The organism is Pseudomonas sp. SDT291_1_S447 (assembly GCF_054070155.1).
Genome location: NZ_JBSVXS010000074.1, coordinates 1 through 14,463 on the forward strand (window position 1 = coordinate 1; position 14,463 = coordinate 14,463).

Below are 14,463 nucleotides of genomic sequence, written 5' to 3' on the forward strand. Positions count from 1 at the left end.
CAGCTCCTACAGGGGTTGTGGTGATGGTGAGAGGTTATTTAGCCCAGCGTCGCAGGTCCGACGGCGTGTAATCGTCGGTCTTCGCCGCGAATCCGACGCGCATTGGCTGGGTCTCTTCGTTGGCCAGGCCACCGGCGTAATAACGCCCGGCAATCAGGTCATACGAAGTCTCCAGCACGTTGTAGGTGAAGCCATGGTCGTACTGTTGAATCGCGTGCAATTCACCGCTGCGCCACAACTCGCCACGGCTGTCGTATTGATCCGACTGAGCAATCTGCCAACTGTCTTCGTCCACATAAAACCGGCGTTTGGCGTAGATGTGCCGGGCGTTCGGCTTGAGCGTGGCTTCCACCACCCACACCCGATGTTTCTCGTAGCGCGCCAGATCCTGATTGACGTGACTGGGCTTGATCACCTCGTCGTATTTGAGCGCGTGACTGCCGATCTTGTAGCTGTTGTAGGGGATGAACAGTTCCTGCTTGCCGATCAGTTTCCAGTCGAAACGATCCGGCGCGCCGTTGTAGCCATCGATGTTGTCGGCGGTGATCAGGCCGTTGCTGTAACGGGCGCTGTTGTCGTAGGCAATCATCGGCGCGCGGCGCACGCGGCGTTGTCCCGGCAGGTATTGCCAGGCCGAACGCGGCTCGGCGACCTGATCGACAGGCTCGTGCACCAGCACCGCTTCGCCGGACAACCGCGCCGGTTCCAGCACCCGGCTCTTGAACAGGAACAGCGTGTTGGCGTTCGGCTCCAGTCCGGAAACGGTATCGGCGAAGTTGATCAGCGACTGGTTGCGCACATAACTGGTCGCGCCGTTTTCGCGCACCAGCGCCGAACTGCTGATGCGCTCATAGCTGCCGCCGCGATAGCGGGTCATGTGGTTCCACATCACCTCCAGACCTTCGGTTGGCAAAGGGAAAGGAATGCCGCGCGCATAGTCGTGCAAACCGTTGCCGCCATCGGCCATGCTGGTTTTGGCGACGTTGGCGCGGCTCTGCTCCAACACATCCTTGGGCAGATTGGCGCTGCGGTGTGTCGGGTAGACGTTCATCTTGTAGCTGTCCGGGTAACGTTTGAACAAGGCGATCTGCCCGGGGCTGAGAAACTTCTGATACTGCGCCAGATTCTGCGCGGTGACGGTGAACAGCGGTTTTTCCGCCGCATACGGATCGCTGTAGCTACCCTTGCTGTCGACGGTGCCGGCGTTGCTCGCCAGCCCCCCGCTCCACGGCGGAATGCTGCCGTCGGCGTTCGCGGCCATCTCCGAGCCCATCGGCGTCAGTGTTTTGCCCAGCGCAGCTGGATCGTTACCTTTGGCTTGCGCCAGACCGACGCTGCACGCCAGCGCCAATACACACATTTGAATACGCATAAGGGTTCTCCTTAGAAGTCGGCCTTGAAGCTGACCGAGGCAAAATCGCGGTCGTCGAGGGTGCTGTAGTCGTTCGAACCGAAGAAGGCGTTGTAAGCGAGTTCGACGCTGTAATCGTTCATGTAGACGCCGGTCAGGCTCAGGCCCAAGGCTTGCTGGCCTTCCTGAAACGGCCCTTGCGGGTCGTAGGAATAACCGGAAACGTCATGGCGCCAGTTGACCGCCGGAATCAGGTTGATTCCCGGCAAGACGTCGCTGTATTCGAGGCTCGCGCGCAGGCGATAACCCCACGACCACTCGGTGGCGAAACCCTTGTCGGTGCAGTACTGATTGGTCACGCCCGAGGCCACGGTGTTGCATGCCGTGCCGTTGCGCGGGGCACTGCGGCCGAACGCGGCGTTGCGGCCCAGACGTTCGTCGCCAAGGTCGTCGATGTGCACCACGCCGGCTTCGCCGAACAGACTCAAGCGCGTGGCGCCGAGGATGTTGTCGAAGGCTTGCGTGGCCGAGCCGGTCATCTGCCACACACCTTTGCGTACCCAGCCGTCGTAGCGACTGCCGCCATTGGTGTTGAAGCCTGGCGGCAGATCGACCCAGGAACTGCCACCCGGCCCGGAGATCACCGCGACGTTGATGTCCGGGGCGTTGATCGCCAGCGGCATGTTTGGCCGATAGCTCAACTCACCCGCCAGCGAGATGCCGCTGATCGGTTCGACGCCGTTGAGACTGATGCCATACAGGTGAATGTTTTCCGGAAACGCTGCGGCATAACTCGGCGCCTGAACGCCGCCGGGAAAAGTCCCGGGCAGCGAGGTATTGCGCGCATCGAGGCTGAAATACGGCAGCCGCGAGTGATAGTTGATGTAGTAGATCGCTGCTTCCGCATCGTTCAGCGCCGGGATCATATTGCGCAGCGCGAAACCGAATTGGCCGTTGTCCGACGGTGATTCGTTGCCACGCGGGGAAGCGTACAAACCGGCGGCCTGCATCTGTTGGTCAGTCTGTACCTGGCTCAGGTACAACGGCCCGCAGCCCTTTTGGATCGCATCGCTGGAGGCGAAAAACGTGCCGCAGCCATCCAGCACGCTGGGGCGCCAGTTGTACTGATAGAAACCCTCGAGATTGAGCGTATCGGACAGGCCGAAGCTGAACGAGACCATCTCCACCGGTAACTGGCCTTCCTTGATTTCCACGCCCGGCCGATTGAACGCCGAGACGTCGAGCGGGTTGATCACGTTGATGCCGTTCTGGATCAACAGCGATTCGCCCCACGACAACACCTGATTGCCGACCTTGACGTTCAACGGATGCTCGGCGATCTGGAAATCCTTCCAGACATAGGCGTCGAGGGTCTTGAAACCCTTGAATTTCGACAGGTCATCCCAACCCGAATCATCGAATTTCTTGAAGCGGCCGTTGCCGTCTTCATAGGCGGTGTCGTACCAGTATTTGAAGCGAATGAACGCGCCCTGCCCCTGCCCATCGAGGCTGAAATCGGTCAGGCCCTTGAAGTTCTGCGAGATCGGGTCGCCCTTCTCGAAGTTCAGCCGGTTGTCATCGGCGCTGACGCTGCTGCCGTTGGCCCGCATGCCTTGGGCTTGCAGGGCGTTGGCGCGGGTCATAAGGCTTTTGTCGGGGTTTTGCGTAGACCAACTGCTGCCCAGGGTCAGCGTGGTTTTGGTCGACAGGCTCCAGTCTTGGTTGAGTTCAAAACTGGTGGCATAGCCGGGGCTCGACAGTGCGGCGAGGATCGCCAGGGTCAGGGGTTGCGTGCAGGTGTGGCCACGCCGGGCAAGTCGCGGACGGACTTGGGGCGTGACCGAGCATGTTTTTATCATTATTGGGCTCCGGTCAGGTTTGCTCAGCACAGACACGGTGCCCAACCATCAGCCGCGACACACAAGCGATGGCCGACAAAAAACAATCATCGGCGTGCTTACAGCGGATTGAGCCGGAACTGCTTCGGCGTGATGCCGAACTGTTTGCGGAAGGCACGGATGAAGTTGCTCGGCTGGCGATAACCAAGGCGTTCAGCGATGCGTTCGATCGGTTGATCGCCGGCGGTCAGCCAGTGCCGCGCCAGCTCCAGACTGTCGTTGCGCGTGGGTGCAGCGGATTCGGTTTGCCAGTGACGGAGCATGCTCTGGTGCAGAAACGGATTGGCGCCGAGCAGTGGTTCTTCGAGGGTTGAGCGCTTCAGGGTCAGACGCGGATGAGCGCCTTGTTCGACGCGGATACCGTTGTTGCGCAGCCAGTTTCCGGCGGCTTGTGCTGGGCACAGTGTGACGCTGACGAACACCTCGTCGGGCGTCTTGCCGAGTCGGCGGGCGATGTTGCGCACCAGGGTGATCGTCGCTGCGTCGAGACCGAAGTGATGGGCCCGGCCCTGCACCGGACGCAGGTGCAAATGCGCGTCGTCGCCCGACGCCTGCAACTCGACCGCGACGTAATTGGTCACGCGCGGCGCAAACGCCACAAAGCAATCGAGACTGGTGCGCAACGTCGGCGCCGAGTCGAGCAAAATGTTCAGACCTTGCAGGCACGTGGTCGCCATACCGTTGACCAATTCACAACCGAACGTCGGCGCAGCACCGGCCTGCTCGCATTCAAGCCATAGTTTCTCGACCGCGTGCGCAGGGATTCGCTGGTCGTAACCGTCGAGAGACGATGCGCAGATTCCGGCCCGTGCCAACAAGGTTTGCGGGCACAAGCCTGATTGCTCGGCGTGGCCGAGAATAGTGCGGGTGAAGGCGCTGGAGGCGAACATGAGTGCAGACATGGCAACGATTACCGAGGGACAGGCGTGTACTTATGCCAGCCAACGTGATATCGATCCAATGCATTAAAAGTATCCGCAGAATGCAGGAGACGCATGATGGATTTACGCCAGCTTCGCCACCTTGTCGCCCTCGCCGACTATCGCAACTTCGGCCGTGCAGCTGAAGCGATCAGCCTCAGTCAACCGGCGTTCAGCCGCAGCATTCAAACGCTGGAGCGCGATCTCGGCTGCGAACTGGTCGAGCGCAGCAGCCGTGAATTTCGCCTCACTGGCCAAGGCGAACTGGTGTTGCAGCATGCGCGGCGCTTGCTCGCCGGCAGTCAGGCGTTGCACAACGAACTGACCCAGTACAACGGCCTCACCGGCGGCGAACTGCAATTCGGTTGCGGGCCGTATCCGGCGCAGGTGCTGGTGCCGGAAGCACTGGCACAATTCATTCAAGCGCACCCGGCCATTCGCACGCGTTTTCATCAAGGCGACTGGCAACAATTGTCGCTGTGGCTACGGGAGCAGCAGATCGAATTTCTGATCGCCGATGCGCGGTATTTTGTCGGTGATCCGCAATACCACGTACACATGCTGCGTACCCGGCCGGGGCGGTTTTTCTGTCGGGCCGGGCATCCACTGGCCGGTCAGCAGCAATTGAAATTGCGAGCGCTGCTCGATTATCCGGTGGTCGGCACACGCATCCCGCCAATGATTCGCAAGATCCTTGCCGACATATTGGGCGAGCCGGACTTCAATCCCAGCGTTGAATGTGCGCAGTTCGATGCGATTCAACGGGTGGTATTGCGTTCCGATGCAATCGGTCTGGCGACGCTCGAAGCACTGCGCGAACAGGTCGATCAGGGCTTGATCCACTTGCTCGACTTCATCGACGTGCCGCGCAACGACCCGGCGCTGCAACTGGGTTACGGCATCGTCAGCCGCGTTGGCTACTCCATGACCCCGGCGGCGCGAGCGATGGTCGAAGCGATCCTCACCGTCGACCAACGCTTGCTCGCGGCCAATCAGTAATCCAATCACACACAGAACCCTGTGGGAGCGAGCCTGCTCGCGAAGAGGCCGGCACATCCAACATCCCGGTGCCAGACATACCGCTTTCGCGAGCAGGCTCGCTCCCACAGGTTGATCGCATTCCTGCATAAAGAAAGCTGGTGGCTGCCCCCACTACCGCGAGCCCGCACGTTCCCACAAATGCTGGGTTTTCGCTGGGATTTGCTGGGTTTCGCCAAGGGCATTCAGCAAACAATGCATGGCTTCTTCACGACTACGTTCGAAGCGGTAGCGTGCTTCGATGTACAGCGCCAGTTTCAGCTCCACCGCATCCTCCAGCGGCAGCGGCGCCTGTTGCATGCCCAACGCGATTGCGACCCGGCTCGGCAGACTCAAGCCAAACGGATGACGGTCAGCCATCAGCTTCGCCGCCAGGGTACTTTGCGTGGTCACCGCGATGGTGCGGCGCAGGCCTTTTAGGCCCAAGTGCAAATCCACCGGACCGAGCCCGTCGCGCCGGCTCGACACCTGAATCTGCGGCTGCTGCAAATACGCCTGCAAGGTGCGCGGTGGCGCCTTCAACGCAGCGCCGTAAGCAAACACATAGTGATCCGCGGCCAATGTGCGTTTATGCAAACCACTCAACCCGGCCAATGGCTGATCGATATCGATCAGGATGTCGAGCTTGCCGCTGGCCAGTTCCTGCAAGGCATCGCGCCGACGCGGCTGGAAGTAGCGCACCTGCCAATCGGCATGCGGCGCTTCGAGCAACGCATCGAGCAATACCGGTTGCAGGCAATCCAGACAGCTGATGCGCAGCAGCGGATCATTCTGCCGCGCCGCCGGAATCATCCGCAGCCCGTCGCGCAACGACTCCAATGCTGAACGCACATAGTCCGCCAGCCGATGCGCCACCAGCGTTGGCGTAACACCCAAACGACTCTTGATGAACAACGGATCGCCGCACAATTCACGCAATCGGCGCAGTGCATTGCTCATCGCCGGTTGCGACAGGCTCATCACATCGGCGGCGCGAGTGACGCTGCGTTGCTGGTAAATCGCGTCGAAGGCAAGCAACAGGTTGAGGTCGAGCTGGCGTAAATCAAGCATGGTCTTGCTCCGGCAAATCGCTTAACGTCGGCCAGCCTAACCAGTGTCCAGAAACAAGCGGTGAGCCCTACATGACAAAAATCAATCAGCCGCCCGCCAATGCCTTTTACGCGCCGACCCTGTTGCCGGCCATTGAAGAATTGCTCGCCCGTGGTATTGCGCGCCAAGCCATTGAAGAACAGTTCCACCGCAGCCTGTTCGACCTGCGCACACCGTTCATGCGTATTCCGCTGATGTTGTCGCGGCGTTTCTGGGCGTTTGCCGTGGAGCAAAGCGGTGATCCGCTGATCGGTCTGGCGGCAGGCCGGCGGTTCGTCTCCACCGCCACCAACGGCTTGACCTATCTGTTCGATGTCGCGGTGTCGCTGGAAAATGCCTGCGATTACTTCGTACGGTTTTTCCCTTTCTTCAATGGGCATTTTCGTGCGCAGATCGTGCGCGAAAACGGCGTTGTGGAATTGCGCCTGGTCGAAGCCGGTAGCCTGCGCGCCGCAGCGCCCATCGCCGATTACATTCTGGTCAGCCTGTGCAGCATGCTGCGGCGCAAGTTGCTGGCCAGTGGTCTGGGTCGTGATCCGGTATTGGCCGTGGCGCTGGTTTCAGCGAGCAGCGAAGAACACGAACAGGCCTTTCGCGCACCGGTGCAGGGTGCGCAAAAATACCCGGCGATTCGCCTTGATCCGCGACTGTTCGTGGCCGCGCTGACGCCGGGCAATCAGGCGCTGGAGCAGACGCTGGTTGAGCTGCTGGAACAGACTCGACGCAACAGCGAACCGACCTTGCTGGAGCAAGTCAGCGATTACCTGATCGAGGATCTGGCAGCGGCGGACTGGAAGCAATTCTGCGCGACACAGCATTTGATCGAGCGCACAGCGGCACGGCGGCTGAAGGCGTTGGGCTGGAGTTTTTCCGAATTGCTCGATGAGTATCGGCGTTATCGGGCTGAGGATCTGTTGCGGGGCGCAGAGTTGGAGCTGGTTGAGGTATCTGACCGGTTGGGGTACAGCGATGTGCAGAGTTTCAACCGGGCTTGTTCAAGATGGTTGGGGTGTGCACCGGGGGTTTATCGAGCTCAAGAGCGTATGAAGATTTGAGCTTTGCGTGACTTCAAGATCCTTACCCCCTCACCCCAGCCCTCTCCCCCAGAGGGGCGAGGGGGAAAGGGAGCCGATTTGCATTCTATTCAAGACCTGAGTTCGACTCAGAATTTTCGGGTCGGTGCAGCGTTCACAAACACCTTGGTCAGTCCCCTCTCCCTCCGGGTGAGGGTTAAGGCTGCCCGACTGCCACACTCGCCGGCGCCTGCGTCGGCGTGACAATGCTGCCCAGATCAATGTGCTTCCACTCAGGCTTGGCCCCCAACCGCGCGTTGAAGCGATAGTTGAAGGTGAATTCATCCGCCGTCGCGACACTCAGTGGTTTGCCATAAACCGCCTCGATCCCCGCCAGGTCGTAGCCCATCAACTGCAACAGCGTCGGGAAGATGTTGTAGTGACTGGAACGATCCTTGTTCGCCGCCAGTTGTGCCGACCAGTCCAGCGTTTTCAGATCGCTGCCCTGAATCACCACCAGCGGCACCAATCCTTCCTCCTCCACTGGATCGCCACCGCAGTGAGTGTTCAAGCCCGGATTACCGCGCTCATGCAAATCCTGGCCATGATCAGAGGTATAGATCAGCAGCGCATTGTTCAGATTGCCCTGGGCGAACACCCGCGCAAAGAACTCGCCGACGTTCCACAACACAGTGTTCTTGTAGGCATTGCGGTACAGCACCCAGTCATCCGGCTGACCATTGAAACCGTTGCGCTCGCCGGTATCCGCTACCTCGGTGAACTGCCCGCGCGGCAAGGTCGGGCGGTAGGCCATGAACGCATCGGGATATTTGTCGTGCACCGGGAAGTGCGCGCCGACCTTGTTGATCACCACCAGCTCCGGCGTGTCATCGTTGAGCAATTCGATCAGCTTCGCCGCTGCCGCCATGTCGCGATCGCGCACGCTGGTCTGGTCGAATTGCACGAACTGGTCGATGTCCTTCTTTTCGGTATCGGTCATCAGATTCTGCAGATTGCCGGCGGTGCGCTGGGCGTCGATATAGACGGTGCGCAGCCCGGCCTTTTTGGCGTACTGCCAGATCGATGGCAACGTTGTGTTGATGCGCATGTAATCGGCGCGGGTGCCACCGTAACGCAAGGTCACGTTGGTGTCGGCGCTGCAATTGGCGATGGACGCGGCGTAGCCGTAATTGAAGATGTCGACGCCAGGACGCGCTTGTTTGAGGTTGCTGTGCACACCGAACGGCGCGTTGATGTCCAGGTAATTGCCGGAAATGCTTTCGTCGATGATCAACACGATGTCATGGCCGACGGCTTGCGAGGTGCGCGCCAGTGTCACCGGTTCGCGCGGGCCGACCGTGTTATGCAGCGCTTCGTAGGCAAACAGATTCAGATAGGCCAGCGGCGTGTACATGATCGGCAAGCCACGCGCGCCCTCTCCCGCACGCAAGAACAGCACCGCACTGAGCAGCAACACGCCGCACACCGGCGCCGCCACACGTAACGCGTTGGGAATCGCCAGCCCATGGCGTGGTTTCAGACCGATGCCGAACAGCAACAGCAAACCGCTGAGCACGCCACGCAGGAGTGCGTCCCGGTACTGGTACGCCGCTTCCTGGATAAAACCGCCGGAGTAAACCAATGAGACGAAACCGCTGTAGGTCAGGTAATCCGCCGTGACCCGGGTATAAACATCGAAAAACACTGCCGAGACAAACATCGCCAATGCGAACACGTGGCGAATGAGAGCCTGCCTTATATACGCCATTAGATATAACGCAAAAGTAAGCGCCAAAAACATCGCGCCAAAAAGAAGTACAGCAAAACCGAGGCCGATAGCATTTAACCGATCAATGTAATATTCGGAATACATCAACAAATAAACAATTAAGAACAATTCTTTGGCATATCTGAACATGGCGATACCGATCGGGCAAAACGGCAGGGAGTCAAAGGTTTGTCAGTCAGAACCTGACACTAGCACCCGGCCATCAAAGCGCAAGAATTGACTGTTTTTTGTAGAAAGCGTCAAAAAAACGGTGACTCAAATCTGACACAGCCAAAACGCTACAAGCCTTTAAATAAGCGGCTTTCGACCGTTTATCGCATATTTTAAATCTGAACAAATCTGCACAAAAGCAACAAATTCAATCGCAGCAATGACTTGATGGCCAATCGCCAAAAAATGCTCAAGTGTTATACCGATGCAACATGTCATTTTGCTGACACGCTTTTCAAACGCTGCGCTATACCCCTTTAACTATCTCATTCCGTAGTTAACTTTTTGGTGTTATTGAGGTGCGCAGATGGACGTGAGCGTATTTGGCACTGGCTATGTCGGACTTATACAAGCCGCCGCACTTGCAGATGTCGGTCATCGCGTTTTATGCGTGGACATTGACCCAAACAAGATTAAACAACTGCAACAAGCAGTGCCGCCCATTAGCGAGCCAGGTTTATCGAGCACGCTTGAGGAAAACATCAAGGCTGGCCGTCTGTTGTTCAGCACCCAGGCCAGTGACGCGGTCGAACATGCCGAGCTGATCTTCATCGCCGTCGGCACCCCAGCCGATGAGGATGGCTCTGCCGACCTCAGCCACGTGCTCAACGTCGCCCGGCAAATCGCTTCGTACATGGAAGCTGACCGCACCCTGATCATCAAATCCACGGTGCCAGTGGGCACGGCCGATCAGGTGCTCGCCGCCGCCAATAGCGAACTGCAACGCCGCGACAAGAGCAGTCTCACGGTGCGCGTGGTGTCCAACCCGGAATTCCTCAAGGAAGGCAGCGCCCTCGCCGACTGCATGCGCCCGGACCGGATCATCGTCGGCACCCACGACGACGCGGCCCGCGAGCAGATGAGCGAGCTGTACGCCCCCTTCTGCCGCAACCGCGAAAAACTGATGTTCATGGACAACCGCAGCGCCGAGCTGACCAAGTACGCCGCCAACGCCATGCTCGCGACGCGCATCAGCTTCATGAACGAGTTGGCCAACCTCACCGAACTGCTTGGCGCCGACATCGAAGCGGTGCGCAAAGGCATCGGCTCCGACCCGCGCATTGGCTACCACTTCATCTATCCGGGCTGCGGCTTCGGTGGCTCGTGCTTTCCCAAGGACCTGCGCGCCCTGCTGCACACCGCCGAACACAACGGCATGCCGCTGAAACTGCTGCGCAGCGTCACCGACGTCAACGACCTGCAGCGGCACATCCTGTTCAGCAAACTCAAAGCACAGTTCCCGCAAGGCCTGGCGGGTAAATCGATCGCGATCTGGGGCCTGGCGTTCAAACCGAACACCGATGACATGCGCGAAGCACCGAGCCGTTATCTGATGGATGCGCTGTGGGCCGAGGGTGCCAGTGTGCAGGCCTACGACCCGGAAGCCATGTCCGAATGCCGGCGCCTCTACGGCTACCGCAACGACCTGCACCTGTGCGCCACCCGCGACGACACCCTGGAGGACGCCGACGCCCTGGTGATCTGCACCGAGTGGAAAAACTTCCGCGTGGTCGATTTCGAGCTGCTCGCCGAAAAGCTGCGCTCAAAGGTGATCATCGACGGCCGCAACCTCTACAACCCGGAACAAGTGGCGGCCGCCGGCCTGCATTACAGCGGCATCGGCCTGCGCCACATTGCCCCTGAAGGGCTGCGGCCATGAAGATCCTGGTCACCGGTGCGGCCGGTTTCATTGGTGCTCATTGCGTATTGCGGTTGCTGCGCGACGGGCACTCGGTAGTCGGTCTGGACAACTTCAACGGCTACTACGACCCGCAACTCAAGCACGACCGCGTGCAGTGGGTGCGTGAGCAGGCCGGCGATTTCCAGCTCGCTACGGTTGACCTGGCCGATGCCTCGGCCATCGAAGCACTGTTTGTCCGCGAACGTCCGCAAGTGGTGATCCACCTCGCCGCGCAGGCCGGGGTGCGTTACTCGCTGGAGAATCCACGGGCGTATCTGGACAGCAACCTCAACGGTTTTCTGAACATTCTCGAAAGCTGCCGGCATCACCCGGTCGAGCACCTGATCTACGCGTCGTCGAGTTCGGTGTACGGCGCCAACCAGCACACGCCCTACTCGGTGCAGGACGGAGTCAATCACCCGCTGTCGCTGTACGCGGCCACTAAAAAAGCCAACGAGCTGATGGCGCACAGTTACAGCCATCTGTTCGGCATTCCCTGCACTGGCCTGCGCTTTTTCACTGTGTACGGGCCTTGGGGCCGGCCCGACATGTCGCCGATCCAGTTCGCCCGGGCGATCAGCGAAGGTACGCCGCTGAAGCTGTTCAACTACGGCGAGCACCAGCGCGACTTCACCTACATCGACGACATCATCGAAAGCATCGCCCGCCTCATCGAGCAGCCACCGCAGGTCAATCCGCAGTGGGATCGCGAGCAGCCCGACCCGGCCAGCAGCATGGCGCCGTGGCGCCTGTTCAATATCGGCGGGCAGCACCCGGTCGAGCTGAAAACCTATCTGGCGCTGCTGGAAAAGCACCTCGGTCAGACCGCCATTGTCGAGTTGCTGCCGCTGCAACCGGGCGACGTGCTCAACACTTGCGCCGAGGCCAGCGATCTGGCCCAGGCCACCGGTTTTCAGCCCCGGATAGAGCTGAATGAGGGACTCGGACGCTTTATCGCCTGGTTCCGCGACTACTACCCCACTGCCTATCGCCCACGCGCCGTTCGCGGCTGAATTCATGTGGAGGACTCCATGACTGGACATGAGAAAGGTGTACCGATCCTAGAAATGCGCCGCGACAAGCGCGTGGATCCCGAGCACCGAATGCGTCTCGACGCGGCGATTCATCGCCAGGGTCGCGGCTGGTTCACGGGCCGCGACGGCGGTCGCCCATGGCAACTGTCACGCACCAATCGCGTGGTCGCCTGCCTTGGGGCGCTGCTGATCCTGGTGCTGATTTCCCCGCTGTTGCTGGGTCTGGCGCTGGTCATCAAGTTCAGCAGCCCAGGTCCAGTGATGTTCGTGCAGAAACGCACCGGCTACCGCGGTCGCAAATTCGGCATGTACAAATTCCGCACCATGGTCGCCAACGCCGAAGACTTGAAAGAATCGCTGCGCCACCTCAACAAGCACGGTGCCGACGCGATCGATTTCAAGATCGACCACGACCCGCGCATCACCCGCATCGGCGGTTTCCTGCGGCGCACCAGCCTCGATGAACTGCCCAATCTGATCAATGTAGTGACCGGCGACATGCGCCTGGTCGGCCCGCGTCCGACCTCGTTCAACGCCTACCGCTACAAGGACAATCACCTCGCGCGTCTGGCGATCTTCCCCGGCATGACCGGCCTGTGGCAGATCTCCGGACGCAGCAATATCGACTTCGACCAGCGCGTTGAGTTGGACCTCAGCTACATCGCCGAGCAGAGCCTTCTGCTTGATCTGAAGATTCTGTTGAAAACCCCCTTCAAAGTATTCAGCGGCCACGGAGCAAGCTAATGGACGGTTCAACCAACAAAAGCCTGAGCATCGCCACCCCCAGCGAATCGAACCTGACCTCGACCGTGCTGGATCTCGATCTGCGGATCCTGTTCCTGACCGCCGCCAACCCCGGCTCAGGCACCACCACCAGTGCGCTGGCGCTGGCCAGCCAACTGGCGCAAATGAGCAGCGGCCAAGTGCTGCTGGTCGATGCCAGTCAGTCGGCGAGCAATCTCACCCAGCAGTTGAACCTGAGCAAGGAGCGCGGCCTGCGCGACTTGCTGTTCAACCCCGACAAACCGCCGCTGTTGCAGGACTGCGTGGTGCAGGTCTCGAGCCTGCCGTTTCACGTGCTGCCCAACGGCCGGCCGATCCGCACCCTGGAGCACCTGACCGCCGAGCGTCTGAGCCCGTTGCTTGATCAATTGGGTAGCCAGTACCGCTTTGTGGTGATCGATGGCGACGCGGTGTATTCCGACGCCGACACGCTGGTCATCAGCACGCAAGTCGATGGCGTGGTGCTTGTCGTACGCGCCGAAGACACCCGCTGGGAAGTCGCCCAGGCCGCCGTGCAGCGACTGACTCAGGCCGGGGCAAAAGTGGTCGGTAGCGTGTTCAACCGGCGCAAGTACTACATGCCCAAATGGCTTTACAAAAACCTGTAAGCGAACGCAAAGGATGACGCCATGAACGCCAAAATGCTTGTCCTGCTGTTGCTGCCGCTTGCAGGCTGCTCCAGCAACTCCGACACCCGCAACATGCCGGTGAATATCCTCACCGCCACACCGGCCAATGCGCAAGCCACCGACATGCCGAGGGTCGAGCAGACCCTGCGCCCGAAAGATGTGCTGGATGTGATTTTCCACATCAGTACCAGCGGCTCGGACGCTTACCGCGTGCAGTCGGGTGACCAGATCGGCCTGAACTTCACCGCCGCCAGTCAGCTCAACGGCACGCAACTGGTGCTGCCTGACGGCACCATCGAACTGCCGGGCGCCAACACCTCGGTGAAAATTGCCGGGCTGACCAGCGACGAGGCGCGGCAGGAAATCCAGCGCGCCTATCAACGCAAGCAACTGTTCCAGCCCAACCGCAATCAACTCTCGGTGCAGATTCTCAGCCCGCTGAGCAACGAGCAAAATCTCAAAAGCGCGCTGAACCATCCGGCCACCGGCATGAGCCGCGAAATCACCGTCGGCACCGATGGCTATGCGAGTTTTCCGGAAATCGGCGCTGTGCCGCTGCAAGGCATGACGGTCAATCAACTGGAAACCTTCCTCAACAGCAAGTACGCGCAACTGCCAGGACGGATGACTGTGGATGTGCTGCTGAAATCCACCGCCGGCAACGAGATCTACGTGCTCGGCGAAGTCGCTCAACCGGGCTCGTACCCGATCCGCCGGCCGGTGTCGGTGCTTGAGGCGCTGACCCTGGCGCGCGGTACCAACGTCAAGGCGCGTCTCGATTCGGTAGTGATCATGCGGCGCAACGGCAATCAGGTGCAGGCCATGAACTACGACGTCGAGAAAGCACTGTCGGGCGATGCCCCTCAGATCGCTTACCTGCAACCGGACGACATGCTCTACGTGCCAAAAACCAAACTGGCCAGCGCCGGCGAACTCGCCCGCCAACTGGCCGACGTGGTGCTGTTCCAGGGCGTGGGGTTCAGCTTCGGCTACCGCGTCGACAACAAAGGCAGTGACAACTGACTCTC

12 protein-coding genes are annotated in these 14,463 nt (G+C 59.9%); 7 read left to right on the forward strand and 5 right to left on the reverse strand.

Annotated features, from left to right (window positions below; translation table 11 throughout):
- Window positions 1-34: 34 nt before the first annotated feature.
- The 3 genes from ACW9IR_RS20270 to ACW9IR_RS20280 all read right to left on the reverse strand — a co-directional run bounded on the left by ACW9IR_RS20270 (window position 35) and on the right by ACW9IR_RS20280 (window position 4,151).
- A complete protein-coding gene (locus tag ACW9IR_RS20270) occupies window positions 35-1,372 on the reverse strand; it encodes a DUF1329 domain-containing protein (RefSeq protein ID WP_102902797.1) in 1,338 nt (445 codons plus the stop codon).
- 11 nt (window positions 1,373-1,383) lie between these two features.
- Window positions 1,384-3,210 (reverse strand): DUF1302 domain-containing protein, encoded by a 1,827-nt coding sequence (locus ACW9IR_RS20275; RefSeq protein WP_457464873.1) that lies wholly within the window; start codon window positions 3,208-3,210, stop codon window positions 1,384-1,386.
- Between the two features lie 98 nt (window positions 3,211-3,308).
- Window positions 3,309-4,151: an AraC family transcriptional regulator ligand-binding domain-containing protein gene (locus ACW9IR_RS20280; protein WP_457464875.1), complete on the reverse strand. Its 843-nt coding sequence runs from the start codon at window positions 4,149-4,151 to the stop codon at window positions 3,309-3,311.
- Window positions 4,152-4,247: 96 nt separating this feature from the next.
- Here ACW9IR_RS20280 and ACW9IR_RS20285 point away from each other — a divergent pair, with 96 nt between their 5' ends.
- Entirely contained in the window at window positions 4,248-5,168 is a 921-nt protein-coding gene (locus tag ACW9IR_RS20285; RefSeq protein WP_102902800.1) for a LysR family transcriptional regulator, read from the forward strand.
- Between the two features lie 153 nt (window positions 5,169-5,321).
- On the opposite strand, the gene ACW9IR_RS20290 is transcribed toward ACW9IR_RS20285, so the two are convergent.
- A complete protein-coding gene (locus ACW9IR_RS20290) occupies window positions 5,322-6,257 on the reverse strand; it encodes a LysR family transcriptional regulator (RefSeq protein WP_102902801.1) in 936 nt (311 codons plus the stop codon).
- Window positions 6,258-6,328: 71 nt separating this feature from the next.
- Between ACW9IR_RS20290 and ACW9IR_RS20295 the strand changes: the two genes are divergently transcribed.
- The gene (locus tag ACW9IR_RS20295) at window positions 6,329-7,351 is read left to right on the forward strand and encodes a helix-turn-helix domain-containing protein (RefSeq protein ID WP_457464878.1); all 1,023 of its coding nucleotides are present in this window, start codon (window positions 6,329-6,331) and stop codon (window positions 7,349-7,351) included.
- Window positions 7,352-7,526: 175 nt separating this feature from the next.
- Here ACW9IR_RS20295 and ACW9IR_RS20300 read toward each other — a convergent pair whose 3' ends face one another.
- Complete coding sequence (locus ACW9IR_RS20300) at window positions 7,527-9,227, reverse strand: sulfatase-like hydrolase/transferase (RefSeq protein WP_457464880.1); 1,701 nt, start codon at window positions 9,225-9,227, stop codon at window positions 7,527-7,529.
- A gap of 388 nt (window positions 9,228-9,615) precedes the next feature.
- Between ACW9IR_RS20300 and ACW9IR_RS20305 the strand changes: the two genes are divergently transcribed.
- From ACW9IR_RS20305 to ACW9IR_RS20325, 5 genes are read left to right on the forward strand one after another with little or no spacing between them, the layout of a single operon-like run.
- Complete coding sequence (locus ACW9IR_RS20305; protein ID WP_102902804.1) at window positions 9,616-10,968, forward strand: UDP-glucose dehydrogenase family protein; 1,353 nt, start codon at window positions 9,616-9,618, stop codon at window positions 10,966-10,968.
- The gene (locus tag ACW9IR_RS20310; protein ID WP_457464882.1) at window positions 10,965-12,002 is read left to right on the forward strand and encodes an NAD-dependent epimerase; all 1,038 of its coding nucleotides are present in this window, start codon (window positions 10,965-10,967) and stop codon (window positions 12,000-12,002) included. The genes ACW9IR_RS20305 and ACW9IR_RS20310 overlap by 4 nt, the downstream gene beginning before the upstream one ends.
- An 18-nt stretch (window positions 12,003-12,020) precedes the next feature.
- Window positions 12,021-12,767, forward strand: coding sequence for a sugar transferase (locus tag ACW9IR_RS20315; RefSeq protein ID WP_110721059.1), 747 nt, complete (start codon window positions 12,021-12,023; stop codon window positions 12,765-12,767).
- Entirely contained in the window at window positions 12,767-13,414 is a 648-nt protein-coding gene (locus tag ACW9IR_RS20320) for a CpsD/CapB family tyrosine-protein kinase (RefSeq protein ID WP_038369597.1), read from the forward strand. Before ACW9IR_RS20315 ends, ACW9IR_RS20320 begins: the two co-directional genes overlap by 1 nt.
- A 21-nt stretch (window positions 13,415-13,435) precedes the next feature.
- Complete coding sequence (locus tag ACW9IR_RS20325; protein WP_038369600.1) at window positions 13,436-14,458, forward strand: polysaccharide biosynthesis/export family protein; 1,023 nt, start codon at window positions 13,436-13,438, stop codon at window positions 14,456-14,458.
- Window positions 14,459-14,463: the final 5 nt, after the last annotated feature.